We start from the raw sequence: 25,558 nt of genomic DNA on the forward strand, positions 1-25,558 counted from the left end.
GCAGGCAGAGCTGCATGCGCTGGGTTTCTTCTCCGGATCCGACGCACCGCACGCAGAGCCGCACGCGCTCGGTTTCTTCTCCGGATCCGATGCACCGCACGCAGAACTGCGTGTACCCGGTTTCTTTTCCGGATCTGTTGCACCACAAGCGGTGCCACATGCGCCCGGCTTCTCCTCAGGATCTGATGCACCACAAGCGGTGCCACATGCGCTTGGTTTCTTTTCCGGATCTGTCGTCCCGCAGGCGGTGCCACATGCGCTTGGTTTCTTTTCCGGATCTGTTGTCCCGCAGGCAGTACCACACGCAGTCGGTTTATTCTCCGGATTTGACGCACCACAAGCGGAGCCGCATGCACCCGGCTTCTTCTCCGGATCCGCTGCACCGCACGCAGAGCCGCATGCCGTTCCCGCGCCTTCCGCTGCACGCATCATCCCCTGTGCGCTCGTCCTTGCCTGAAACTCTCCGTTTCCGTTCCATTCATCCAGGTTTTTCAGTTTGTCCATCATTTTCATTTCCATATCAGCTTCTCCTTTTCCACTTTACTTCCCCAATTTCAGCTGCTGCCCTCATTCCCCGCGGCACTGCGCAGCATATTCGGCCGGCGCTGCAGGAACATATGGCGCAGTTAGTTTCATGTTCTATATCCATCATATACCCGGTTTTGCTGCAAAAAAAGTACGCACATAAAAGTGGGATAGTATCTCCAGGCATATTAGTATCCTTCTGGTAACCATGCACTTTCTTCAGAATTCAAAAAAGCATCCTCCGGTCAGGAAACCGGAAGATGCCTAATCGCTTTCTATATCATTTTAATAAAAAAATCTTTCAGAAAGAATCCGCCGCATACCAGAATACCGGCAACGGGAACCAGCCCACCGGAGCCTGCACATCCATGAACCGGCCATATTCTGAAAGCAGGAGCTCCTGCGCCTGATGCTTATCAAGCACCGCAGCCCCCGGCTTTGCCGCACGTTCCACAGAAACCCCATTTTCATCCGCCCATACCGTTACAGGCTGTCCGTCCAGGACCGCAGAAAATTCACCCAAAGCCAGTCCCAGGGTTTTCTGTTTCAGGGAAAGATAAGCCTCCAGGACATTGGCAAAATCAAAAATCTGAAACATCTCGCTGGGTTCCACGCAATAAGACTCTGCAAAGCGTCCGATACGCTGGTTCAGCGCTTTATCATAGGCAGACGCCACGATCTCAATTTCATCCCGCTCTGTATAAGCAAGATACGCCTTAATCACAGCCTCCATAATTCCCGCATCCAAAAGTCCCAGTTCACACACCGTATCACCGTTCCCACTGACAAGGATATATCCGGTTAACTTTTCGTTGTCCAGCACTGCCAGAGCCTTTTCCCCCATATTCCGCACAATGGAGCCAATCTGCTCCTTCGGCCTCTCCACCCGGGCAGGACGCTGTTTGTTAATGTTATAAACAAGCTCGTATCCGCCCTCCGCTTCCTCCAGCGGGCAAAAAGAAATGCCGCCGCAGTCCGTCTTCTTCAGTGCATGACGAATATTAGAACGGTTTACCGAATATTTATACTGCGAACCGCCCCGCGTAAACCCAAAATATTCATATCGCTGCCTCTGGCCGCCTAAAACGGCAATGTCACAGGTTTCGCGCATTTCCTTCAGCCATTCTCCCATCAGAACCTTCATATGGCCTTCGCCCCGCGCCTTCGGATGTACTGAAACGGTTCCCACAAAGCCTGCCTGCAGCGCTTTGCCGCCCACTTCAAGCTCTTCCCGCAAAACCGCAATCAGGGCGCGGATTTTTCCTCTTTCATCCACTGCTATACGGTGCATGGAGGCGGAATCAACGCCTTCTCCATAAACCCTCGGTATCAACGTTTCGAAATCATGCGGACAGTGCGCTTTACTGAAAACATAATCTGCAAATTCAATACAGGCTTCCCTTTCCTCAGGTTTTGCTTTTCTGTATTCGCTCATCGTAAGTTCCCCCTTTTTCTATTCCTGGATGTCTGTCTGAAAACATATGCAGAATCAGTGTATCCTTTCCTGCCGCCAATGTCAATCATATGAAATTCTGTAATACCTGGGCCCAAAATTTTGTAACGCTTCAGCAATGAATTTCCGGCTAAAGTTCATACAGAGCAGACCATTTAGCTGCGCAGGCCAGCGCTTCGCACTGACCGCAGGGCTATTTCGCCTTCAATTCCGTGATTTCCTCCGCATTTCCCGTTATGCCCCCTGCCATGTTATTATCCATTTCCGCGGCATTCTGTTCCCACAGCTTCTGCATCATCTCCATGATTTTTTCGTTTGCATCCAGGGAAATCCCCAGTACGGCCCGGTCATATCGGGAAAACGTGATGGAAGCACGTTCCCCGCTGACGCCATATACATCAATAGTAATGGTCGGATCGTTAGAGCTGTAGCCCTGGCAGTTATAGACGCATTCCTTCACCGCACCGCCGACCAGATTCTTTTTTTCCGCAAACTCCTTTGCCAGCTTCATGTATTCACCTGGATCCTTTGCCAGCGCCGCATCCAGCCCCAAATCCACTTTTACGCTCAGAGTCCTGCCATACGTTGCCAAAAAGCCTTCCCCCGTTACCGCATCTATCATAAAGGTATAGCAGTTATCCTCAGGCCTCCGGTTTGTGCCGAACCTCACATCACCGCTCCAGAACGCCCTGGGGAAGGTTTCCGTTCCATTATCATAGCCCATATAAACCGTGGCTCCGTCCAGCCTGACCTCAAACAGCCTCCATAAAAGCTGTGCACCGATTTCCGCCGCTTCCTCCTGGGTCAGATCATTTTCCGTGGGCTTTTTATCCCGATAATATTCCAGCGGATCCGAAACTGCCGTATAGCTGGCTTTGCTGTAGCCCTCCGGCGCTGTCTGGCCCTGCGCCGCAGCCGGAAGGTTATATACGGTGGGAATCCGCTCCGTCCTTCCCATATCGGCAGCCGCTGCCGCCTCCGCCATGCCGCTGAACATGGCCGCACAACCGCATACAAGGGCAAAAGCGCCTGTCACGGCGGCCAGAATGCCTGCTCCCTTATTTTTTCTCATTTTTCTTTCCATCCTGTTTTTCCCAACTTTTCTGTTCTCTCTCATTTTCTTTTCCTGCCTTTCTTTTTTACGGCGATACACTTTTCATAAATTGCCCTGCGCCGTCTTTTGTTTTGATAAGGCTACTATAATACCGCTATATGAGAGAGTTATTGTAAACTTATTATCAAGTGATTAAATTTCCGGAAAAATAATCCGTATGACTGTCCCTTTTCCCGGCGCCGAACCAATCTGAAGCTGCGCCTGATGCACCTGGGCAATCTGTTCACAGATTGACAGGCCCAGGCCCGCACCGCCCTCCTTCCGGCTGCGCGCTTTATCCACCCTGTAAAAAGGCTCTTTTATCTGAGAGATTGCCTTTTCCGGAATCCCCCTTCCATTATCCGCGACCGCAAGCGCCGGGTGCCTTCCCTGAAAATATGCGCTCACCCTGACTGTCCCGCCGCTGTCACAGGCCTTGATTCCGTTATCTATCAGATTGATCAGCAGGCTTTCCAGCAGATCCCTGTTCCCCTTCAGCTCCTCCAGCTTCGCTTCAAAAGAAACCGCAACGCCGCGGGACTCCGCCTTTGGCAGAATGGTCTGCTTTACGGCGTAAAACAGCTTATCCACCTGAATTTTTCCCAGGCTTCCCCCTTCCTCACGCAGCGCCGAAAGCTCCAGCAGCTGCTGGGAGAGATTGGATAATCTGCGGCACTGGGACATGATATAGCCCGCCGAGGAAACCTTATCCTCCTCAGAAACCGCCGCCTTCTGGAGATATTCCGCATAACCATATATGGCTGTCAAAGGTGTGCGCAGCTCATGGGCAAAATTATCCACAAGCCTCTGCTTCTGTGAGGCCGCCTCCTCCAGCTCGGCAATCTGCGTCTTTATCGTTTCCGCCATCTGGTTAAAGCTGTGCGCCATGGCTGCCACCTCGTCCCGCCCTTTTTCCGGAAGCCTGCCGTTAAAGTCCCCGGAAGTCATCTCCCGGGACGTCTCCGCAATCTGCTGCAGCGGATGGAACAGGCGGTTCAGCAGCGCTATCAGGCAAAGGGAGAGTAAAAGCGAAAACACACCGCCGCATAAAAAAAGCAGATTTTTCATTTCTCTCCAGTTCTCATAAATATCCTTAAGGCTGTATTTATAAATGAGGGAATAGTCCTCATAGGGCTGGGGAAAACACCCTTCCACATAGAGGAAGCCGTATTCCCCGGTTTCTTTTTTTTCCTTCACCATCCGTATTTCCCGCTGGCCGCTCTCCTTCAGGCTGGGCGCCAGCGCATTCTCCGCATCCTTCCCTGTCCGCTTTGTTTCATCGGAATACAGCAGCTGGCCGCCATGATACAGATAAAGCGACCTGTGCCCGTCCTGCCTGAACTGTGTATAGGGCTGCATCAGCTCCTCCATATTATAGTTCCCGCCGTTTCCCCTGCTGTCCAGCGCCTGCATGTCCCTGGCCGCGGAGGTGAGAATCATATAATGCTCCGACAGCGCCATTTCCTTCTGTACATCCAGTTTTTCATGCCAGAAAACCACCGCCAGAAAAAGGAAAGCGCCGTTGAAGAAAAGAAGAAATAAAAGCATGGTTGTAAAAAAGGTCTTTTTTTTCATATTATTTAATCTCCAGCCGGTAACCCAGCTTATATACGGTTTTGATGCAGTCCTCCAGCCCCAGCTTTTTGCGCAGCTTCTGGATATGGACGTCCACGGTCCTGATATCCCCTTCATAGTCATAGCCCCAGACCAAATCCAGGAGCCGCTCCCGGGACAGGGCGATATTGCGGTTCTTCACCAGGGTTTCCAACAGCTCATACTCTCTGGGCGTGCACTCTGTCTCCTGCCCGTCCTTTTCAATGGTCCGGCTTTCAAAATCAATCCGCACACCGTAAAAAACAAAATCCGTCCCGCTTTTCCTTGTCCGGCGCAGCACAGCCTCCACCCTGGCCAAAAGCTCCAGCATTTCAAAGGGCTTGACAATATAGTCATCCGCCCCCATGCGGAGCCCTCTCACTCTGTCGGAAAGCCCGCCCTTTGCCGTGAGAAAAATCGTAGGTACATGCTCCGCGGTCTGATACACCTCAAAGCCGTCCGCCCCCGGCAGCATAATATCCAGTAGCATCAGATCAAACTGCCCCTCCTGAAGCCGCCGGATTGCTTCCTCCCCGTCATATACAGACACACAGCGGTGCCCCACAAGCTCCAGGTTTCTCCTGATAAGCTCGTTGATTGCCGTTTCATCCTCCACGATTAAAATATCTGCCATAATCCTTCTCTTTTCCCTTTTTTCTTTATAACCGTAGTTTAAGCCAAAGTTATTATAGAGTTGTTAAAACCTGGCTGTCTGAACCGTTACCTGCATTCTTCCGGAGCCACTATACTAAACGGACATGTCTGCCAGGCAGACATCATCATGAATGAAAGTCGATTGCTCCGTGCTACGAACTCCCACACTCACCACCGACTTTCACAGTAAAAAAAGAGACGGCACCCAGGTTGGACAGCCGCTGTTTCCCCCTGATTGGATACCGCCTCAAATTATTGATTGCCATTTACTGCGTATAGCCCGGTGACAATCCGGATTCTAGTTTTAACGAATACAAAGTTTACTATTTCTTTATATGGCAGAAATTCCACCTAAAAACAGATTACTGCAAAGGATCCGAACTGGATTTTCTTTTCAGTTCCTCTATGCACCTAAGGGCTTCCGCATATTTTGCTTTTTCTCTTTCCAACTCTTCTTCATGCCGTTTTCTTTCTGCTTCCAGTTTTTTCTCATTTGCCTCAAGCGCAGCTGCCTGCGCGTCAATCGTCTCCTGCATCTCGTCAATCATATACTGCACTGTGTTACGATCCAGTTCCCGCAATTCCTTTGAAAACATACCCATCACCTTTTCCATATTCCGGCAGAGTTCATAAATATCATCATACATCTCCCTGAACATCGGGTATTTATCTATCAGTTCAATTATCCGTTCCGGATCCTCGGAACTGAAAAACATTAACCACGCATCCAGTTCATTCTCTATGCTTTTATTTTCCATGTTTTTACGAAAAATGTCAAGCGTAATGAAGATAAAGTTCTGCAGAAGCTCAACTTCCAGACCTGTATCAAAGCCCCAGTAGGATTTATGCAGGTGTTTTCCCAAAACAGCATGAAATTCTCTTGCGCTTTTGTCAAACAAAACGATTATGTATACATTTTTGATATCCTTATAGCTGAACTTCTGCTTTGTCCTGTTTTTCTCATCCCGTACCCTTTTGTACTGCCTCAGCAGCAAATCCGCGGAATAACAGGCGCTGCGTTCTCCGGGAAAGGAATAGCCTATTTTCTGGATTTCCACGTTTGCCAGGCTTCCTTCTTCAAACTCCACCACAATATCCGTGATCAGCAGCGTATTCTCATCGGCAATCCTGCTGCCGTCGTTGGGAATCACCTGCCGGATCGTTACCTTTTTCCCAATCAGCAGCGACAGAAACCGGTTCAGCCTGCCAGGCGTATATTCCGGGTTCATGACCTCTTTAAAAAAAGAATCATAGAGGATCTTAACCCCCTTCATCCCTGTACAGAAATCAAGGAATTCCTCCTGCTGCTCCGGCTTCCAGCCCGTGAATACCGCATACAGTCCGCTGTTTTCGCCAATCTCCTTCAACACCTCCTTTCGTTCCCTGATGAGCGGGAAATAATTCCTGAGCCTATTTGCCATAAATGCTCCTCCTGTCTTCAATTGTTGTCATTTACGGATTTTTGCTTCGAAAAGAAGCGCCGAAATGAAAGACCGGCCTGAACGGCCTGTTATTACAGCAGCGTAGATACTGCTGTGTGACGGAATTATAATAACATATCTTTTTAAACATGGCAATACAAAAAGTCCGTATTCTCATTCCGTTACCAGAATCAAAATACGGACCTTTACGTTTACTTTCCAGTATCCTGAATTACATCACCGTCTCCATCTGCGCGCACATCAGCAGGAAGGCGCCAACTCCATGCAGATCGTTTACTGAAGTGGGGCGCTCGCAATAATGCCTGTAATCCCCCACGCCGGTTCCAATGCACACGCCGCCCACCAGGAGATCCTCTCCCTCCCAGGCCAGAGAATGGATAACCGCTTCATACCCTTTGACGGCCTGTTCCAGGTACTGCTCCGGCAAAATCCCCTTATGCACCGCTTTTACAATGGCGGCCGTATACAGACAGGAGCATGAGGTTTCCAGCCAGTTGCCCTCTTTTCCGCCTTTATCCACTACCTGATACCAGCGGCCGTCTGCAGACTGATAACGGCAGACAGACTCCAGCAGATTACGCACCAGGGCACACAGCTTTTCATACTGTGGGTGGGAAGGCTCCATAAAATCCAGTTCGTCCAGAATGGCAACCGGCACCCAGCCTATGCTTCTCCCCCAGAATTCATGAGACAGCCCTGTTTCCTGATCCGCCCAGTCCTCACGATGGGAACAGTCCCATGCATGATACCACAGGCCGGTCTTGTCATCCCTTGTTTTTTCCTCCATGAGAAGCGCCTGCTTCGCAGCAAGTTCCAGATATTCCGGCTGCTGGAACCTGGCGGCATATTCCGCACAAATCGGTCCGGCCATATACAGGCCGTCCAGCCACATCTGCTCCGGACATCCTTCCTTATGCCAGAATCCGCCGTCCTTGTTTCTGGGAAAATCCCTTATGATAGGAAGCAAGGTATCCAGCGCCTTCTGATACCTTTGATCTCCTGTTTTATCCAACAGCGGATACAGCAGAATCCCCGGCTGGATATCATCCAGCTGCCCCTTGTCAAAGGTATGTATTTCCCCATTCTCATCGATAATGGAATCCACCCAGTCTTTGATATACTGAAAATACCTCTCATCGCCACAAAGCCTGTATGTCTGATATACCCCTGAAAGGAAAACACCCTGGTGATAATGGAAATGTCCTTTGGGCGGCAGATCCTGCGCCGCGAATTTCCGCATCATCGTTTCGCAGGATGCTTTGGCATAATCAATTGGTTTCCTGTTCTGATTCATCTGATTTCCTCCCGATTGCCCGTTTTGGTACAAAATAATACATATTATGCACGTTCCGGCTTTTTCCAGTGATACACATCTCCCTGACAGCCGTGCAGTACAATTTCTTCTTCCTTATAATCAAACACGGACCTTTTCCAATGAAAATGCAATAAAATCAAAGCTGCCTTCCCCATCATAGCGGAAATACAAATCCTGCTCGCCGTCCGGCATATTTACTTCGCCGGAAACCTCCTGCCAGGAATCCGAATCCACATCCACGCGGATCGTTCCGGCCGCTTTTCCTTCCGCTTCAGCAGAAACGGTCACGGTTCCCTTACCGCAGCCTCTTACAAGCATGGTAATCTTTTTTGTCCCGTTAAAACAAAACGATTTATACCCGATTACCGTGCCGTCGCCCACATTGGCTATATACTGGACGGGAAGCCCTTCCTCCGTATTCACGCCTTCCGCATCAGGATCCCTGTCCGGGATATCCTGGGTAAGATAAGGGAACCTGAATTCCATATCCCCCTGGGAAGAAAATACAGCCCCGTCCTTTCCGGTCAGCCTGCAGCAGATATAAGCGGGATATTTCCCTTCTCCGGCCAGCGGGCCATCATTCAAACCGCATGAGGTCACCGGCACCTGCCTGATATGCCCGTCCGCATCTATGCTGATTTTTTCCGCGCAGCCCTGTCTGGAAAACTGGGTGCGGTTGGTCTGCCTGTGGTAGAAAACATACCACTGCCCGTTAATATATTCAATGCCGCCATGGGTATTTCCCAGACAGTTCAGGGCATCCTTGGCACATCTTCCCTCAAGTCCCACATCTCCGATATCTATGATTGTCCCGCCATAAATATAATCCCGGTCAGGCCTGCTGCTGACCGCATAGCACAATTCGTGGCTGAGGACAGAGGAATATACAAAATAATAGGTGCTTCCGATTTTACGGATGGAGCTGGCCTCAAAAAACTCATGGCCCACAAAGCTTGTCCCCTCACTGTCCGCAATGGAGGGCAGAAGCAGGCGGGGCTCCGTTTTCAGGGTAACCATATCCTTTTCCAGCGTCATCACCTGGGAGCCCTGCTTCCCTCCGATATGCTCCTTATGCATGGGCGCGTTGCCGGAATACAGATAGATTTCCCCATCATCATCTATAAAAATACCGGGATCAAACTGTCCCAGATCATTCTCCCCTCTTCCCAGTATAGTACCGTCCGCATGCTTCACAAAGCCCAGGAATTCATAGCTTCCCGCAGGCGTATCGCAAACTGCAACGCCGATTTCCGGAAGGAAATCCAGACAATAATATAAATAATATTTTCCATCCAGCCCCTTCACCACGTCCGGCGCCCAGAGAGCATGGATTCCGGGAGGATTCAGGCCATTTCCAAACCTGGACTTCACGTTGTAAATTTTACGGATTGGCTCCGTTTCCGTAGGGTTCTGGTTTCTGGGGTCCTGATCCTTTCTGAAAATAACGCCTTCATACTTCCACTGCGTCAAATCCTTCACATCCGCCGAATAGCAGATATAATCGTTCAGGCAGAACATTTCACCGTCAAAACGGTCATGGCTTCCGTAAACATAAACACGGCCGCCGAATACATGCGGCTCCCCATCCGGTACGTATTCGTAGGATGGCAAATAGGGGTTATACACCTGTTTCTTTGTCATTGCTTTCTCCTCCTGTGATTAAAGGGCAGTAACTGTACAGTCCCTGCACAGTTACTGCCCTTCCATATTATATCACATCCGCCAGCTTTATACATACCCCTTATCCGACCAGTTATGGGATTTTATCCGATCATATTCCTCCATGGAAATGGTCAGTATCGTTCCATGCTTAAAGCCATAAGGGAAATCAAAGGAAGCGTCCGAGCGCACAAAATGTCCGTCCGCCAGGCTGTCCGCCACAAAGGGGACATACCCCTGTCCCGCGCCGGGAACGCCGTAATAGTCCAGGAACAGGCACCACCGGCCATCCTCCAGCTTCACCGCGGTAGGCGCTTCGTACAGGCCGCTTTCCACAGCTTCCATGCTTTCGTCAAAGGCCTCCACACGCTCGTAAGGCCCCGCTGCATGGGCGGACCGCAGAAGGATGATCTTCTCCGGGTTTCCTTCACTCTTGATAAACATATAATACCAGCCGTTTTCCTCGTAAATTGCGGAGTCGATCACGCCGCTGTCCTCTTTCCGGTATAAAACCTCAGGAGAGCTGAATTCCTTAAAATCCTTCGTACGGCTGTAATAAATCCCTTTCCTTCCATAATTATTGCAGCTGTGGGAGGACGACCAGTGCAGCAGATAATCCCCGTTTTCCCTGTCATAAATAATATCCGGCGCCCACAGGCAGCCGAAATTCTCATCCCCGATTTTTGCCAGCCGCTGCTCCGTCCAGTCCACCAGATTGTCCGATTCCCATACGGAAAAGCATTTGCTGCCGTTCCTTCCGATTTCGTCCCAGGAACCATGATACTGGTTTCTCATACCATAGGAGAGGCTTAAGTCCGTGGCAAAAATATAAAATTTCCCATTCCCTTCACACCGGGTAATCGTGAAATCCCTCACGCCCTTGTCCCCGTAATAGGTCCAGAGCACCGGATTTCCGCCGTTCACCTCTTCCCAGTGGAATCCGTCCTTACTCAGGCCGAAATACACCTGCTCCCCGTCCGGGGTCGTCTTTTCTTTGAAATGTACAAACAAGTATGCCTGCATTTCATTTCTCCTTCCGTCTGAAAACTGTCAGTAATTTTCTGAGGAACTCCTATACAAATATGCAGCCTTCCCTGTCTTTTGCATGTGATTTATCCCCGGCAAAAGGATAACCTCCACAAGGCTGTTTACCGGATATTTCCCCAGAAATATATTCTAACATGAATTACAGGCCGGAAAAAGAGGAAGCTGGCATACTGCGGCATTCTTTTTTGCAGTCATACTGCGCCATTCTTTTCCCGCTTTATTTCTTACCCCCGTTTTCTCCCTTACCCACGCCATTGCCGATCAATCTGCGTTTCCATTTTATCTCCGGGATAAGCACCGCTGAAAGGATCATCCCCGCTCCCGCCAACATGCGCAATGTTATATGCTCCTTTAAAAGCAATACGGAAAACAGGCAGCCAAATACCGCTTCCAGAGATAGTATGACCGCCGCCTTTGTTTCATCCACATACCTCTGGGAAAGGGTCTGCAGCAGATAAGTAAGCGCTGTGCTCACCGCACCCAGATATAAAACCGACAATACCCCGCCGGCAGTAAAGCTTATCTTCACATTCCGGCTGCATACCAGCCCGGCCAGAGAACATATGCAGGCTGTCGCCATCTGTACAAAATTAAGCGCCATGGGGCGATACTTCTCCACCGCTTTTCCCGTCAGCACAATCTGAAAAGCAAAGCAGACCGCGCCGGCCAGGGTAAGCGCATCCCCAAGCCCCAGCCGCAGATCCCGTTCCAGGGACAGAAAGCCAACGCCGGCCAGCGCCAGAATCGCACCGCATATTTCGGCCGGCCGCACCTTTTTTCTGTAAAAAAGGAACGCTATAAAGGGGACAAAAACCACATTTGCCGCGGTAAGAAAGGCATTTTTAGAAGGTGTGGTATAACGCAGCCCCACCGTCTGAAGGGCGAAGGCGGCAAACAGAAACACTCCCATCCCTGTTCCCGCCTTCCACTCCTGCCTGGTGATTTTCGTAACCCGGGGAAAACCGGCAACGCCCATAAGAAGCGCCGCCAGAAGAAATCTTCCTGCCATAATCTGAAAAGGTTCCAGGCTTTGTAACGCAATATCGCTGGCGGTAAATCCCGCGCCCCAGATAATTGTGACAAGCAGCAGTCCCAGCATTCCCCAGTATTCCTTCACGTTTTACTCCTCTCCCAGATCCGGATATTCCCACAGCAGCTGCAGGAGAACGCAGGAGGGCCAGGAAAAAGCCGGATCGTCATAGCCATCCCCGGTAAAGGGATCATAATTTTCACTCATCAGCCCGATTTGCGTGACACGGCAGAATTTCTCCGCCAGCCTGCGTGCCTCCTGCTCATAGCCGTTGTCCCGAAGCGCATCTATCATCAGATACATAACCGGCGCCCAGACAGGCCCCAGCCAGTATCCGCCCGTTTTGTAATATTCACTCCGGGGGTTTTCTGTTGCCAGCCCGTACGGCGTCTCAAACCGCTCCAGCATCTGACGCACCAGTTCATCCGCCGTTTTCTTTTCCATCCGATAGGCAATCTGCAGCGGCATATACATTAACAGACTGTCACCTTCCATAATCTGCTGCCGTTCAGGCGTATACCATGCGCACAATCTGCCGTTTATAAAAAATCGTTCGAAAAAGCGCCCATACATTTCATCCGCTTTTTTCTTCCATGCCGCACTTTCCTCCGGTCTGTGAAGCTCCTGCGCCATACGGGAAAGCACATCCATCTGATAGATAAGAAATGCGCTCAAATCCGGGGATTCCACAGGGAAACCCCGATGGAAAACAGAAGCGTTGTCCCAGCCTGAATCATTTCCGTGAAAATAAACCGGCATCACGGCTCCCGGCGTCCTGCGGCAGCAAAGCCAGTAATCCGTAACGCGGCAGAAGCTTTCATAGGCCTCCTCCTGAATTTCCTTCTGTAAAAAGAAAGCATTCTGAGCGCTCATTTTCTGAAATGCCCAGGCATGGATAGGAGGCTTGGTACAGTTAAAGGAAGCGCCCGCCTCATTTATGTAGTCCGCATATACGCCGCAGCTGTCCTGATTGTCCATAAAAATCTTCAACTGTCCCCATGCCAGCTTTGGCTGCACACGGCTCAGTGCAATCCCTCCAAAGCAGTTATCCCAGCTCCAGATATTAAACATCCAGTTCTTTGACATATACATGGCGTCGTGGGTGAGGAACCCATTTGCCGGGACGAAATTGGCCCAGGTAAGATAAGCGGCCAGCCTGCGGCTCTCCTCAAAAACCCTGTTTGGTCCGCGAAACTGCCGTTCCCAGGCATCGAAGGCTTCCTTTGTTTCCTTATGGGCTTCCTCATAGGAAGGATATTCCTGCTTTGTTCCCACACACCGGTAGCTTTCCAGGACGCAGTGTGTCCGCAGCGGCGCTCCCTCTGCATTTTTCCCGCAGACAGAGATAACCGCATCCCTGCTCCCCACCACATCCCACTGCTGTGTCTGCGTTATCCGCCCTTGCAGACAGGTAAAAAGAAACTTCCGCTGTTTTTTATAAAAATGATGTTCCATCCGCCTTTCGTCCAGGGGCACAAGCGTATCATATCTGCCTCCTCTGGCATGCAGTTCAAGCACCAGGCCATCCGCCAGGAAATGGACGCGGCCATCCCTGTCCATGCAGATTTTCAGCCAGCATTCCGCCTGTCCTTCCCGAAACCACATAAGCTCAGATTCCGTACGGATAAAACGCTGCCTCTCCCCGATTTCCGGGAACCGCATTTCATAAATATCGGAGCAGGTTTCATCTCCGCCATGCAAGTCCCGCAGATACAGGCAGCCATCCTCCTGATTGATCGAAACGGCAAAATAAGAGCCATACCTGCTGAAAGGAATTTTTTCCAATCCGTATTCCATACCCTTCTCCTTTTCTTTGAAAACAGCCGGCCATCTCTGGCCGGCCGGAATTGTTCTCCCGCTCTACTTAATGGAGCCGCTGGTTCCTTCTATAATATATTTCTGCGCCCCGATAAATGCTAAAATAGGGGGAATTATCATGATAATCGTGATGCAAAGCATGGGGACAATCTGCGTATTATGCACGCCCTTAAAGGAGGCCAGCCCCAACGCCAGCGTAAACTTGCTGCGATCCTGCAGGAAAATCAATGGCCCCAGGTAATCGTTCCATACCGTCAGCAGATTCAGGACCGCCACCAGGATAAGCTGCGGCCTGAGAATCGGCATGAAAATCCTGGAATAGATCTGGAACGCATTGGCCCCGTCAATCCGCGCCGCTTCCTCATAATCCTTAGGAACCCCCATCAAAAACTGCCGCATCAGGAAAATATAATAAGCCGAGCCAAACCATGACGGCACAATCAGCGGTTTCAGCGTATTGATCCATCCGAACAGCTTGAATTCCATATACTGCGGAATCATCGTCACGTCCCAGGGAATCATCATTGTGGAAAGAAGTATCATGAACAGCACATTTTTACCCTTGAACTCATATCTGGCAAACCCATAGGCAACCAGGGAGCAGGACAAAAGCTGACCCACAGTCGTTCCGATGGTTACCAATATGGAATTTTTCAAAAATGTACCGAATTCCTGAGACTGCCATGCATTTACAAAGTTGCTCCACAAAAATTTCTTCGGAAACAGGGACGGCGGTATTGCATTGATCTCCGCTTCCGTTTTAAATGCGGAGAAAAACATATATACAAAAGGAAAAAGGAAGTATACTGCCACAAGAATCAGCAGTGCGTAAATCACGGCTTTCGTACCTTTATTCAGTTTCATATCTTCTCCGATCTGCGCGCCGGAGCGCACGTTTTATTTAAGATCAGCCTTTTTTCTTTTTGCCGCCCGCTTCAGATTCATAGAACACCCAGGCGTCGGAAGACTTAAACACAACAGAGGTCAGTACCAATATGATGAGGAACATCACCCAGGCGTTGGATGCCGCATATCCAAGCCTGTGATGCTTAAAGGCGTTATCATATACAAACATACCGTAAAAATAGGTCGATTTTAATGGTCCTCCCCCTGTCAGCAGCATAACAAGCGTCAGCTGCTGGAAAGCGCTTATCATGGAGGTAATCAGGTTAAACAGAATCGTGGGCGTAATAATAGGTATCGTAATGCTGAAAAACTGTTTCACAGGCCCCGCGCCGTCCAGGCTGGCCGCTTCATACAGATCCACAGGGATATTTTTAATATTGGTGTAGAATATCAGCATCATCGTCCCCACGCCGAAGGCGCTTACCAGAATTACCGCGAAGAGCGCCCATGCCGGATCCACCAGCCAGTCCGGCCCGTCGATTCCCAGCAGGGAAAGCAGGTAATTGATAATCCCGTACTCTCCGTTGAACATCCATCCCCAGATAATGGAAATCGCAACACCGGACACCACCGTAGGTATGTAAAATATGGTCCGGAAGGTCTTTACCCCCTTTACCGGCTGTGTGATAAGCATTGCCAGGAAAAGGGCGATTATCATATTCAGAGGGACAAAAATTGCTGCATATTTCAGTGTGATTATCAGAGATTTGCCAAATTGCCGGTCCTGGGTAAACATTTCCAAATAATTGCTGATGCCGCAGAATTTCGGCGAGCTTGTGATCGGCCAGTCAAAAAAGCTCATCACGAAGGAAAGAATCAGCGGCCCCGCCGTAAATACCAGAAGCCCTGCTATCCATGGCAGGATAAATAAATAGGGCGTTGCTTTTGTTATCCACTTTTTATTCATAATTTTTGTCCCCCTGACATCCTGTTACTGCTCGGCGACCACTGCGTCCAGCACGGTTTGAGGATCCTCCAGTGTATTCGGGTTAAAAATCTCTTCAAAAGATAAAGAAAGTTCATCGGAAATATAGGACCATTTATCTGTCAGGAAAATAGTAGGGGTATATCCCACGCTCTGCTCCAGCATCTTATAAAAAGGCGCATAAACGGGATCCTCCATAATTTTCTCAGATTCCACTACGGACTTATGAGGAGACATTTCATATCCGAGACGTTTTTTATTCAGCTCCACGCCGGTCCAGTACTTGATGAATTCCCAGGCAGCCTCTTTGTTTTTGGAATCCTTGCTCATGGCAAGGCCCGATGTGCTCAGGTTGCTGACGGAATCATGGCCGCTTCCCGCAAAAGCCGGAATTTCCACAACGCCATAATTCAGACCGGCTTCATTAAAGGCATTGATAGACCATGCGCCGTAAATAAACATTGCGGATTTCTGAGCGCTGAATTCATTGCGTCCGCCTTTTTCCCCGGCAAGCGCGTAGCCGTCCTTCTGCATATCCTGGAACATCGTAAACGTTGCCACAGACTCAGGGGAATTCAGATAACCGTCCATCTTTCCATCTTTGCCTACATAGCTTGTATTATTGCTCCACAGATACATTTCATAATCGTAGGCATCTGCCTTGATTCCATAAGAGAAGCCGTAAATGCCAAGCTTTTCATGAATCTGTTTTGCCGCCGCTTCCAGGTCATCCCAGGTCCAGTCTGAGGTCGGATAAGCCACCCCCGCCTGATCGAACAGATCCTTGTTATAAAAGAGGCAGTGCGTGGTAAAGCCTACCGGGATACCGTAAATCTTGCCGTCCATGCTATTGTAATTCCACAGCGTTTCATAAAAATCCGCTTTAAAATCCTCGCCTTCCTTTGCAAGATAATCATCCAGAGGCTCCAGGCCTTCATAATAATCCGGATAATTCCACATATACATCACATCCGGCGCATCTCCCGAACCCATGCCTGCTGCAATTTTGGTATCAAAATCACTGCCGTAGGCTTCCAGGACCACCTCAATATCATCATGCTGCTCATTAAAAGCATCCACCAGCTTCTGCTGATCCTCCAGATCCTCCGCGCTGTCCCAGGAAGCGAAGCGGATTTTCACCTTACCGCCTTTTCCGGCCTCCTCCTGCCCGGTCCCTGCGCTTTTTCCGCAGCCCGTAAGCACCATGGATACCATAAATACAACCGCCAAACCCAATGCCATTATTTTTTTCATGCTTTCTCCCATCTGCGCGTTCCCGCGCGCCAATAAAAACTATATGTTACTTTTACTGCATGTTTTGTTTTTTCACATCATCCTTTCCCTCAGACCTGCTTTTTTCTTTGTATGATGGTAAACTGCCACGCTCAGCAGAAATCTCGATATCTGATCCAGCGCTATGATAAGCCATATGCTGAGAATGCTCCATTTCAGCACATAAGCCGCGATGATGCTGAGAGGTATCCTCACAATCCAGATTCCAAAGCCCGCAATATACATGGGCACTCCCGGGTACCCGGACGCCCTGATGGTGCCATTATAAATACGGGACAGATTCTGCGGAATCTGTACAAATCCCATAATAAATACATAGACCGCCCCGATGGCCTGCAGCTTGGGGTTATTGGTCATCAGTCCCATAAAAGCCTTCGGCAGCACGATCAGCAGCAGCGAAGTACAGATGCTGATCCGAAGAGCTATCCTGATTAACTGGTTAAAATAGGTTTCCTTTAATTCATAATCCTTCTGTCCCAGCGCGCGTGCCGCCAGCGTTGTGGAGGCAGTGCTGAAGCCGATGGCAGGCATTTCCGTCACGGTTTCCGCCTGTATGCCCAGCTGGTAGGCTGCAAATGAATTCTCACCGTAAGCAAGGATTACCTTACTCAGAATGATTGCGGAAAACTGCCAGAACATGCTTTCAAGCGCCGCCGGTACTCCTGTCCTGTATATCTCTTTGATTAAACGGCCGTCAGGCCGCAAATGATGCTTTTGCTCTTCCGTATTCCGCAGCAGGCCGCCTTTTCTGTATAGCAGATACAGACCGATGCAGGCGCCTCCCGCCTGGGATGACACCAGCGCCATGGCCGCCCCCCTGATTCCGAATTCCGGCAGCAGGCCCGGGCCGAATATGAGAAGATAACCGAAAATGATATTGATAATATTTACCGCCACCGCTATGTACATAGGCGTCCTGGTGTTCCCATGCCCCTGAAAGGTTGCCGTCACCACCGACATGATAACCACAAACGGGAACCCGAATACAATGATTCTCATGTATTCTCCCGCCTTAACCAGGATTCCCGCATCCTCCGTAAAAAAACGGAAGACAGGCATTCCCACAAAAAACAGCGCCACACCTAAAAGCAAAGCGATGGGGATTTCTGTCAGCAGCGTCTGTTCCGCCACTCTCCTGCATTTATCACGTTTTCCGGCCCCGAAGCTTCTGGCGATCAGAACCGTGGCTCCTATGGCAACGCCTTTGTAGAAACACCACAGGGTATCCGTAATTCGCACGCATATTCCCTGGGCTGAGATATCGGATGCCATCAGCCGCCCTATCATTGCCGTAGAAATAAGTCCCGCCGATACCTGAAGGAGATTTTCCAAAATCATGGGTATAATCAGGCGGTAGATTTCTTTCCTGACCGTTTTTTCATTCCCGTCCTTTTCCGCCGGGCTTCCTCTGCTTCTTCCTTCCCTGTTATTATTCATTACTTTTCACCGCCCTGCTTTCCGCAAGCGCTTTCCATGCGCCTCGGGCCTGTTCCCAGACACTCCCGCGCCCGGCCGCCCCCAACTGCCATTTCAGATGAAAAGGAAGCGGTCGCAGCCTGTACTGAGGAAGCGCTTCCGGCCCCCAGCTTGCGCTGCCCAAACCATTCTGCGCGTAATCTGCCTGAAGATACACCTTATTTTCTCTGTGAAGTTCGCAGGTATGCGCAGCACGGGTCAGCTCCTCCTGGGAATAATGCAGGATACTGAAGGAAAAAGGGCTTTCGCCTGCCAGATACAGGGCGTTGTTATTTCCTTCAAAAACCGCGAATCTGGTATCTTCCCTGTTTCCGTTTTCCTGAGGCACCACGTAAGGGAAATAAAAAGCATCGGCATCCGCCCGGTAACGGCCCACCCGGTTGCCTTCCTTACAGTCGGGATAGGTCTCAAGAGGCCCTCTACCGTACCACTGCGCATTTTCACATGGGTCATTGAGCAGAAACCGCAGCCCGATGCGCGGCAGGCATTCCGGCAGCATTCCCACCGGGTTCCCATTTACCTCAATCGTCACTTTGCCTTCGCTGTCAATGGTGTACGTGCTGTCAAGCAGGATTTTCCATTCCATGACAATGGGCGCATAGGTCTGTCTGCAACGGATCACCGCCTTCTTTTCGTCCCAGTCCGCTTCTATCGTCTCCACCACATTACACATACAGTCCGCCCGGTAATCTTCCCACATTTTCTCCATATTTTTGTCGTTATCCACCGGCGCCCTCCAAAAATTGAAGCCCAATCCCCTGCAGAGCAGCTTTTCTCCCCGGAAGGTATATCCGTCCAGCCATCCGTGAATACAGTCAAATTCCAGGCTGAAATCCCTGCCCTGTAAATACAGCCGGCCATTTTTCATTTCCCCCGAAAGCGTTCCCTGCGTACTTTCCTGTACTTTTGTCACGGCGCTTAAATCTGCCGCCATGTCCTTTGGCAGGATATTATCCACTTCGGCAGCCTGCACCAGCCGTTCCTGATGGACGGCCGCCTCCAAAGGCCCGCTTCCCTGATACCACCGGGGATTTTCCCTGTAAATAAAGCGCAGACAGATCCAGGCCTCCGGCAAGCCGTCCCCACCAGGAATCTCACCTTTCTCAAACAGTTTTATTTCCTGTTCAGACTGCGGTGCAATCCCGTCGATTGGCACTTCCTTTTCCCATCTGACGCTGCCGCAGGATTCCAGGGTGCAGATGCATTTTAAATGGGAAAGCGTCTGAAAATCATATCGGTTCCGTATGGATATCGTGCCCTTTCCGGCTGAAAACCCGAAGCATCTGACCGGCTCCAGCGCTTTTTTCACCTGACTCAAAGCAGGCGTGGGCCGTCTGTCGGCCTGCACTAAACCATCGCAGCAAAATGCGCCGCTGTTGGGATAGTCCCCGTAATCTCCCCCATACGTAAAATACGTAACTCCTTTATCATCCCTGCGTTTTAATCCGTGATCCACCCATTCCCATATAAAACCGCCCTGCAGCCGCTCATATTTATCGAAAATTTCCCAATATTCCTTTAACCCGCCGGGGCCGTTTCCCATGGCATGCGCATATTCGCAGACGATATGCGGTTTTCTTTTGCTCGTATCCCTCCCCAGCCGTTCCAGCTCCTGATGGCTCGTATACATTGTGCTGTACATATCGGCGATGGAAGCATCCCTGTCCTCTTCATAATGAATCAGCCGGGACGGATCATATTCCTTCACGAACCTTCCTGCCGTCACAAAATTGCTGCCAAAGCCGGACTCATTTCCCAGCGACCAGACAAGGACACAGGGGTGGTTTTTATCCCTGCGCACCATGCGCTCCACACGATCCAGGTAGCTTGCTTCCCACAGCACATCCTCGCTGAGACGGTTCATTTTCCCTTTAATATAGGTCATCTGGTTGCACTCCAGATCCGCCTCCTCCATCACATAAAAGCCCATACGGTCGCATAAGGACAGGAAATCCGGATGGGGCGGATAATGGGAGGTGCGGATGGCATTGATGTTGTTTTCCTTCATCAATACCAGATCTCTGTGCATATCCTCCAGGGTTATGCAGCGCCCACTGCTTTCATTCCAGTCATGGCGGTTGACCCCCTTGAATTTCACAGGCTTCCCGTTAACAAGCATCCTCCCGTTTTTCAGCTCCACCCGCCTGAAGCCGACCTCTTCCGCATATACTTCTACAATGCGATCCTCCTGCGCATCCTTTAAAACCATTTCCATACGGTAGAGAAAGGGCTGTTCCGCCGACCACTGTCTGATCTCTTCTATTTTTTCCTCCAGCTTAAGCTCCCGTTTCTCCCCCGGCGCTGCACACAGCTTAAGCTCCCTGCATAGGACCGCCGTCTCTTCCCGGAAAAGGCGGATCGCAAGAATCAGCTCTTTTTCCTTTCCATCTCCATTTTCCACACAAAAAGAAGCGTTCAGGATTCCCTTTTCCCCATCCTCCGTCAGTCCGCAGTCCAGCTGATAATCGGCCAGATGGACACGGGGCCTGGCAAGCAGCGCCACATCCCTGATAATCCCCGAAAACCACCACATATCCTGATTTTCCAGATAGCTGCCCTCACAGAATTTATAGACCTTTACCGCCAGCAGATTTTCCCCGCTGCGAAGGCAGTCCGTCACATCAAATTCCGCACTTAAGCGCGATCCCTGGCTGTATCCCACAAATGTGCCGTTCAGCCATACATGGTAAGCGCTTTCCACCCCGTCAAAGCGGAGCAGATATTCTTTCTCCTCATCCTTTTCCACCCGGAAAAAATGGCGGTAAGCGCCTGTCGGATTGTCGTTCTGAACCGCGGGCCTTTCCAAAATGGGGAAAAGTGAGATCGCATCGTTGTAGTGGGGATACCCGAAGCCGTTTAACTGCCAATGACCGGGCACAGGCATCTTGCCCCACCCGCTGCTGTCAAACTCCGGCTTCATGAAATCCTCCGGCGTCTCTAACGGATTTTCATAATATGTAAAATCCCAGCTGCCATTCAGCAGCTTATAATTGCCGCTCTTTTCCCTGTGCATGGCCGCGGCGCTTTCCCTGTCTGCATATCCTGTATAAAACGGCCTTGTGCAAAGCCTGTTTCTCTGAAGGACTTCGATGTTGTTCCAGTCCTGTAACTCATAATTAAATACTGCTTTCATGCTGACTCCCCGCATCCGCTTTGGCGGATTTAAATCTGTTTTTTCATCTGTTGTTTCACAAAATCATTCCCGCGCACAGCTCTGCCGGAGAATGAGCTTATTGGGTATGACGGCCCGGATTCCTCTGACCCTGCCGGTACGCATCTGCTCCACCAGCAGCTCGGCCGACATGCTTCCGATCAAATCCCCATAGATATGCACTGTGGAAAGCGCCGGGGAAATGAACTCTACGGTTGGGACATCATTGCAGCTGATAACGGAAAGCTCCTCCGGCACCCGGATGCCGTTTTCCTCAAACGCCCTTAAGCATCCCATGGCCATAGCGTCATTTTCTATAAAAAGCGCCCTGGGAAGATCTCCGTTCTCAATCATCTGGCAGCATAAACGGTACGCGTTCTGTGCATAGTTGATATCTGTTTTCCAGACGAATTCCTCCCTGTAAAGTCCCTGTTCCTCAAGTATCTGTTTAAAATAAAGGAAACGTTTATCCTCCACCGCCCGGCCGCTTACCGCCACGCCGTAGGTGCCTACATAGCCTATTGTTGTATAAGAAAGACGGAAGAAATGGGACAGCGCCTTTTCCACAAGAGAGTGGAAATCATTGACTACACAGTCCGCTTCCACCTCCATATCTTCCGGGTCAAAATCGGCAAAAACCACAGGGATTCCCGAGGCTATCACGCTCTGCCGGATCTTTTCATTCCGATACCAGCCGCCTGCATGGCCTATCAGTATCGTACCTGAAAACCTGCTCATATCAAGCTCCTTGCCCTCTTTGGCCGGGCAGAAAAATTCTCTTACCCTGCAGCCCTTTTCTATTAAAGCATCCTTTACCGTCACACGAATCAGCTGATAATAGGAATCCATAATCTCGTCATATTCGCTGTAAAGAAGCACCAACGCCACCGTCGCCTTTCCCCTTGCCGCCTCTTCCTCCGCGTTCGTTCCGGTGCCCTTATAGCCAAGCTCTTCCGCTGTCTCCCAGATTTTTTTCTTCGTACTTTCAGAAATCGAAAAGCTGTCGTCCCGGTTCAATACTCTGGATACGGAGGTAATGGATACCCCTGCCTTAGTTGCGATATCTTTCAGTGTGGGCATATGCTCTCCCCTTTCAGTTTTACTAAAATTTACTTCCTTCTATATTTCTGATTATATGCAATTGTTTTTCTCTTGTCTACACTTCTTTTCATATTTATGTGCTATATGTATATTTTTGTATGGATTGCATAATTAAATTATGTGTATTTTGTTCGCTTTTTACTTTAATTTTGTGGCATAATGGCCATTTATTTTACTAAAATTTTTACTAAATTTTACTTTGCTTTTTTCACATTGCAGGAATCATTTTTATAGTTAGGTTAATTTCCAGAATAGACTTTGAGTTCAGCAGAAATGAAGCTTTCCTTTTCACATAAAAAATCCGGGAGTCCTCTGTTTTCGTTGGAGAACTCCCGATCCGTATGCTTGATACAAGCCTTTTGTTTACATCTCTTTTAACCTGTAATTGGCCTTTCCTGAGAAAGGCCCCCCATCTCATCTTAAACATTCTGTCCGGAATCTCTGAATCCCGGCAATCGCTTTAGATCACCTTAATTCCGGGACAATGCATTTTTATATATGGAACAAATGCATCTATCTGCCGTTGATCCATACCCTCTTTAAAGGTGACAGCAAATTGAATTTTGGTGAACAGGGAAAAATATTTTTCTGTTATCACCAGTTTCTTCAAATGAGCATAGCCCAGAATAGCCAAAGCGCCGGTGGAGTGATGATTCCCATACATCCGCTCATTCCTACTGTTCATTGACCACCTGTGCAAATTCCGTGAGAAATTTTTTAAAATTGTCAACCTCTTCTTTCTGTTCGATTTCCGAGGCCGCCGCCAGGGGAAGCGATACGATAAACTGCGTGCCGCCCTGCAGATAAAATATTGTACGGCCTGAGGCTTTCAGCTTAACCTTTTCCACCGTCTGGCGGGTCAGATGCAGGATGCACTCCGTATCCGCCTCGATCGTATTATAGCTGGGATTACCCACGCACACTGCAAAAATTTCATCGCCCCGGTAAGCCAGAACGAATTTGGGCGGGTGACTGCCATAGGTATGTAAGTTTGCCCGCACTCCAAAAACCGCTCCCACAGCGGCTACGGCGAATTGTCTGGCGAAATCCCCGCCCGCCTCCTTCAGTAAGGACATGGTGTCCTTTTCCGCCTGCGCCATGACCACAGGGTATCCTTTGGCCTGGGGTACGGCTTCTTCCACAGCCCTGTGCATTGCCTTAAAAAGCGCCGGCTTCTTCTTTGCCCGCTTTGAGTTAAGCTTTGCCCTCAAAAGCAGCATAAGAAGCAACACAACTAAAATACCGCCGAACATAATAAGAATTCCGCTTGCCTGACTCATCTTCCATTCTCCCTCTTCCTGTGTACGCCGCAAAGGTTTCCACATTATTTCATTTCACTGCCTGTACATTGCCCCGGAGCAGCCGCAGCTGATTTAACAGCAAGACTATGGACTCCGCCGGTTTTGCCTGGCATTTATCTTTTATTATACAGGAGGCGCCTGCCGCGCCAAACTCCAATTCATTACGATAACAATACCTTTTCATGACATACACGTTGGAGACTGTCTGTCTATTCCGTATAGAAGACCGTTGCCACAGCTTCTTTGTCTGCGTGCAATCGGCAGGTGTGGCTGTATTCTGTTTTTCGGGGGAACTTTCCTTTCATGCAAAAAAATAGCGGAAATGTTCTGATAAACATTTCCGCTAACCATATTCAAGTAGCGAGAGGGGGACTTGAACCCTCGACACCACGGGTATGAACCGTGTGCTCTAGCCAGCTGAGCTATCTCGCCAGATTATATGGGACCTATAGGGCTCGAACCTATGACCCTCTGCTTGTAAGGCAGATGCTCTCCCAGCTGAGCTAAGATCCCATAATCAAACAAGTTTCTGAGGCGCTTTGTTTACCGCACTCGCAACCTGCTTGATTAGTATACAAAAAATGGGACAACTTGTCAACACATTTTTTTAAATTTTTTTACAACTTTTTATCACTTTTTTCCGAACTCTTTTTTCCATTTATACGAATCTTATCTATGGCCTGATTTTCATTTCCAGACCCGCTATATGTGTATGCAAACTGCATCAAAATACGGAGCTAGAAAGCCTTTTTGTTTACTTGTAACAGCTTCTGCCGGTACATACATTAAACTTAACATAAGAAAATAAACTAAAAGGGCAAAAATTTTTTTTAGCAATCATAAATAAATTCTCTCCAAAAACCGGTCCAGCCAAATATTCTATTCAACCACAGGCAGAATTCGGCTCACTTGGTAAGCTATTGTTCTGTTTTCATACTTCAGTTATACTTATCACAAGAAGAACGTTCTTTGACTAAAAGAAAAGAGGAAACTTATGAAGCTATCTATCGGAAATAAAATAAAAGCTTTACGCCGTGAACGGGGAATTACTCAGGAACAGCTTGCAGAAAGTATCGGTATATCCTTCCAGGCGGTAAGCAAGTGGGAAAATGATATCTCCCTTCCCGATATCACCCTGGTTCCCGCCCTTGCAAGCTACTTCAACATCTCCATTGATGAACTCTTTGACTTTAATTTAAAGGAAATCCAGGAAAAAACAGAGGAAATATGCCGGGAAGCATATAAATACAGGAAAACCGATCCCGAAAAAAGCCGTAAGATTCTTGAGGAAGGCCTGCATAAATATCCTGACAATGATATTCTGCTGAATAATCTTCTTTATGTTATGAATTATTCCGACAATCCGGATGAAACCATTTCCGTAGCCGGAAAACTGACTGAACAGACCGATGACCCTGCTGTAAAATATGATGCCCTCCGTTTCCTTGCCTATGCTTTTCATGCAAAAGGAGACCGCAACAGCGCTTTAGCGGCCATTGATCAGCTGCCCGAAATCTATTTTACTAAGCTGACAGAAATGGCATCTCTACAGACAGGTAAATCCAAACTGGAAGCAGCAGAAAAACAAAAATGGATTTCTTTTGAAAATCTGCTGCAAATGATGATAAAAATCGCTGAATATTACGAGGAAACGGGTAATATTACAGCTGCATTATCCGAAATAAACCGGGCTCTTTTGCTTCTATCCGCAATGAAAGAAGAAGAAAAAATTGAAAAATTTAAGATTTGAGACTGTCTATATAACTGTGTATTGTA

At 49.2% G+C, this 25,558-nt stretch carries 20 protein-coding genes and 2 tRNA genes; 1 reads left to right on the plus strand and 21 read right to left on the minus strand.

From position 1 onward, the window contains the following. The 21 genes from acgA to HMPREF1548_RS23145 form a co-directional block, all read right to left on the minus strand. Window positions 1–519: ACGX-repeat peptide (acgA, locus tag HMPREF1548_RS23035; protein ID WP_021639055.1), on the minus strand; the 519-nt coding region annotated here is incomplete at its 3' end. A 307-nt stretch (window positions 520–826) separates the two neighbouring features. Continuing rightward, window positions 827–1,960 (minus strand): GNAT family N-acetyltransferase, encoded by a 1,134-nt coding sequence (locus HMPREF1548_RS23045; RefSeq protein WP_021639057.1) that lies wholly within the window; start codon window positions 1,958–1,960, stop codon window positions 827–829. A 211-nt stretch (window positions 1,961–2,171) separates the two neighbouring features. Next, window positions 2,172–3,095 carry a hypothetical protein gene (locus HMPREF1548_RS23050; protein WP_025491551.1) on the minus strand — a complete coding sequence of 308 codons (924 nt, stop codon included), beginning with the start codon at window positions 3,093–3,095 and terminating at the stop codon, window positions 2,172–2,174. 129 nt (window positions 3,096–3,224) lie between these two features. Continuing rightward, the gene (locus HMPREF1548_RS23055) at window positions 3,225–4,646 is read right to left on the minus strand and encodes a HAMP domain-containing sensor histidine kinase (protein WP_021639059.1); all 1,422 of its coding nucleotides are present in this window, start codon (window positions 4,644–4,646) and stop codon (window positions 3,225–3,227) included. A 1-nt stretch (window position 4,647) separates the two neighbouring features. Further along, window positions 4,648–5,298: a response regulator transcription factor gene (locus HMPREF1548_RS23060; protein ID WP_021639060.1), complete on the minus strand. Its 651-nt coding sequence runs from the start codon at window positions 5,296–5,298 to the stop codon at window positions 4,648–4,650. A gap of 382 nt (window positions 5,299–5,680) precedes the next feature. Next, window positions 5,681–6,739 (minus strand): PD-(D/E)XK nuclease family transposase, encoded by a 1,059-nt coding sequence (locus HMPREF1548_RS23065; RefSeq protein ID WP_021639062.1) that lies wholly within the window; start codon window positions 6,737–6,739, stop codon window positions 5,681–5,683. A gap of 232 nt (window positions 6,740–6,971) precedes the next feature. After that, window positions 6,972–8,054: a glycoside hydrolase family 88/105 protein gene (locus tag HMPREF1548_RS23070; RefSeq protein WP_021639064.1), complete on the minus strand. Its 1,083-nt coding sequence runs from the start codon at window positions 8,052–8,054 to the stop codon at window positions 6,972–6,974. 120 nt (window positions 8,055–8,174) lie between these two features. After that, window positions 8,175–9,716 (minus strand): family 43 glycosylhydrolase, encoded by a 1,542-nt coding sequence (locus tag HMPREF1548_RS23075; RefSeq protein ID WP_021639066.1) that lies wholly within the window; start codon window positions 9,714–9,716, stop codon window positions 8,175–8,177. A gap of 87 nt (window positions 9,717–9,803) precedes the next feature. After that, window positions 9,804–10,757: a glycoside hydrolase family 43 protein gene (locus HMPREF1548_RS23080; protein ID WP_021639067.1), complete on the minus strand. Its 954-nt coding sequence runs from the start codon at window positions 10,755–10,757 to the stop codon at window positions 9,804–9,806. A gap of 241 nt (window positions 10,758–10,998) precedes the next feature. Next, complete coding sequence (locus HMPREF1548_RS23085) at window positions 10,999–11,898, minus strand: DMT family transporter (protein ID WP_051358459.1); 900 nt, start codon at window positions 11,896–11,898, stop codon at window positions 10,999–11,001. A gap of 3 nt (window positions 11,899–11,901) precedes the next feature. Then, window positions 11,902–13,608, minus strand: coding sequence for an amylo-alpha-1,6-glucosidase (locus tag HMPREF1548_RS23090; protein ID WP_021639069.1), 1,707 nt, complete (start codon window positions 13,606–13,608; stop codon window positions 11,902–11,904). A gap of 63 nt (window positions 13,609–13,671) precedes the next feature. Then, the gene (locus tag HMPREF1548_RS23095; RefSeq protein WP_025491547.1) at window positions 13,672–14,493 is read right to left on the minus strand and encodes a carbohydrate ABC transporter permease; all 822 of its coding nucleotides are present in this window, start codon (window positions 14,491–14,493) and stop codon (window positions 13,672–13,674) included. Between the two features lie 43 nt (window positions 14,494–14,536). Beyond that, entirely contained in the window at window positions 14,537–15,442 is a 906-nt protein-coding gene (locus HMPREF1548_RS23100) for a carbohydrate ABC transporter permease (protein WP_021639071.1), read from the minus strand. A gap of 24 nt (window positions 15,443–15,466) precedes the next feature. Continuing rightward, the gene (locus HMPREF1548_RS23105; protein ID WP_025491546.1) at window positions 15,467–16,714 is read right to left on the minus strand and encodes an ABC transporter substrate-binding protein; all 1,248 of its coding nucleotides are present in this window, start codon (window positions 16,712–16,714) and stop codon (window positions 15,467–15,469) included. Between the two features lie 72 nt (window positions 16,715–16,786). Continuing rightward, entirely contained in the window at window positions 16,787–18,190 is a 1,404-nt protein-coding gene (locus HMPREF1548_RS23110; RefSeq protein ID WP_021639073.1) for an MATE family efflux transporter, read from the minus strand. Continuing rightward, on the minus strand, window positions 18,183–21,362 hold the full coding sequence (locus HMPREF1548_RS23115; protein WP_025491543.1) for a glycoside hydrolase family 2: 3,180 nt from the start codon (window positions 21,360–21,362) through the stop codon (window positions 18,183–18,185). The genes HMPREF1548_RS23110 and HMPREF1548_RS23115 overlap by 8 nt, the downstream gene beginning before the upstream one ends. A gap of 63 nt (window positions 21,363–21,425) precedes the next feature. Further along, entirely contained in the window at window positions 21,426–22,460 is a 1,035-nt protein-coding gene (locus HMPREF1548_RS23120) for a LacI family DNA-binding transcriptional regulator (RefSeq protein ID WP_021639075.1), read from the minus strand. A gap of 481 nt (window positions 22,461–22,941) precedes the next feature. Beyond that, window positions 22,942–23,166 carry a hypothetical protein gene (locus HMPREF1548_RS23130; protein ID WP_021639077.1) on the minus strand — a complete coding sequence of 75 codons (225 nt, stop codon included), beginning with the start codon at window positions 23,164–23,166 and terminating at the stop codon, window positions 22,942–22,944. After that, window positions 23,156–23,761, minus strand: coding sequence for a hypothetical protein (locus HMPREF1548_RS23135; RefSeq protein ID WP_117530906.1), 606 nt, complete (start codon window positions 23,759–23,761; stop codon window positions 23,156–23,158). Before HMPREF1548_RS23135 ends, HMPREF1548_RS23130 begins: the two co-directional genes overlap by 11 nt. Window positions 23,762–24,140: 379 nt before the next feature. Then, a tRNA-Met gene (locus HMPREF1548_RS23140) sits at window positions 24,141–24,214 on the minus strand. A gap of 8 nt (window positions 24,215–24,222) precedes the next feature. After that, window positions 24,223–24,295 (minus strand) — tRNA-Val (locus tag HMPREF1548_RS23145). A gap of 481 nt (window positions 24,296–24,776) precedes the next feature. Here HMPREF1548_RS23145 and HMPREF1548_RS23150 point away from each other — a divergent pair. Next, window positions 24,777–25,532: a helix-turn-helix domain-containing protein gene (locus HMPREF1548_RS23150; protein WP_021639082.1), complete on the plus strand. Its 756-nt coding sequence runs from the start codon at window positions 24,777–24,779 to the stop codon at window positions 25,530–25,532. Window positions 25,533–25,558: the final 26 nt, after the last annotated feature.

The sequence above is a fragment of the Clostridium sp. KLE 1755 genome (genome assembly GCF_000466465.2).
Taxonomy (GTDB): domain Bacteria; phylum Bacillota; class Clostridia; order Lachnospirales; family Lachnospiraceae; genus Eisenbergiella; species Eisenbergiella porci.

Bases quoted from the DNA above. Each gene is read 5' to 3' on its own strand.
- HMPREF1548_RS23045 (WP_021639057.1), bottom strand. From the start codon at position 1,960: ATGAGCGAATACAGAAAAGCAAAACCTGAGGAAAGGGAAGCCTGTATT.
- HMPREF1548_RS23050 (WP_025491551.1), bottom strand. From the start codon at position 3,095: ATGAGAGAGAACAGAAAAGTTGGGAAAAACAGGATGGAAAGAAAAATG.
- HMPREF1548_RS23055 (WP_021639059.1), bottom strand. From the start codon at position 4,646: ATGAAAAAAAAGACCTTTTTTACAACCATGCTTTTATTTCTTCTTTTC.
- HMPREF1548_RS23060 (WP_021639060.1), bottom strand. From the start codon at position 5,298: ATGGCAGATATTTTAATCGTGGAGGATGAAACGGCAATCAACGAGCTT.
- HMPREF1548_RS23065 (WP_021639062.1), bottom strand. From the start codon at position 6,739: ATGGCAAATAGGCTCAGGAATTATTTCCCGCTCATCAGGGAACGAAAG.
- HMPREF1548_RS23070 (WP_021639064.1), bottom strand. From the start codon at position 8,054: ATGAATCAGAACAGGAAACCAATTGATTATGCCAAAGCATCCTGCGAA.
- HMPREF1548_RS23075 (WP_021639066.1), bottom strand. From the start codon at position 9,716: ATGACAAAGAAACAGGTGTATAACCCCTATTTGCCATCCTACGAATAC.
- HMPREF1548_RS23080 (WP_021639067.1), bottom strand. From the start codon at position 10,757: ATGCAGGCATACTTGTTTGTACATTTCAAAGAAAAGACGACCCCGGAC.
- HMPREF1548_RS23090 (WP_021639069.1), bottom strand. From the start codon at position 13,608: ATGGAATACGGATTGGAAAAAATTCCTTTCAGCAGGTATGGCTCTTAT.
- HMPREF1548_RS23095 (WP_025491547.1), bottom strand. From the start codon at position 14,493: ATGAAACTGAATAAAGGTACGAAAGCCGTGATTTACGCACTGCTGATT.
- HMPREF1548_RS23100 (WP_021639071.1), bottom strand. From the start codon at position 15,442: ATGAATAAAAAGTGGATAACAAAAGCAACGCCCTATTTATTTATCCTG.
- HMPREF1548_RS23105 (WP_025491546.1), bottom strand. From the start codon at position 16,714: ATGAAAAAAATAATGGCATTGGGTTTGGCGGTTGTATTTATGGTATCC.
- HMPREF1548_RS23110 (WP_021639073.1), bottom strand. From the start codon at position 18,190: ATGAATAATAACAGGGAAGGAAGAAGCAGAGGAAGCCCGGCGGAAAAG.
- HMPREF1548_RS23115 (WP_025491543.1), bottom strand. From the start codon at position 21,362: ATGAAAGCAGTATTTAATTATGAGTTACAGGACTGGAACAACATCGAA.
- HMPREF1548_RS23120 (WP_021639075.1), bottom strand. From the start codon at position 22,460: ATGCCCACACTGAAAGATATCGCAACTAAGGCAGGGGTATCCATTACC.
- HMPREF1548_RS23130 (WP_021639077.1), bottom strand. From the start codon at position 23,166: ATGAACAGTAGGAATGAGCGGATGTATGGGAATCATCACTCCACCGGC.
- HMPREF1548_RS23135 (WP_117530906.1), bottom strand. From the start codon at position 23,761: ATGAGTCAGGCAAGCGGAATTCTTATTATGTTCGGCGGTATTTTAGTT.
- HMPREF1548_RS23150 (WP_021639082.1), top strand. From the start codon at position 24,777: ATGAAGCTATCTATCGGAAATAAAATAAAAGCTTTACGCCGTGAACGG.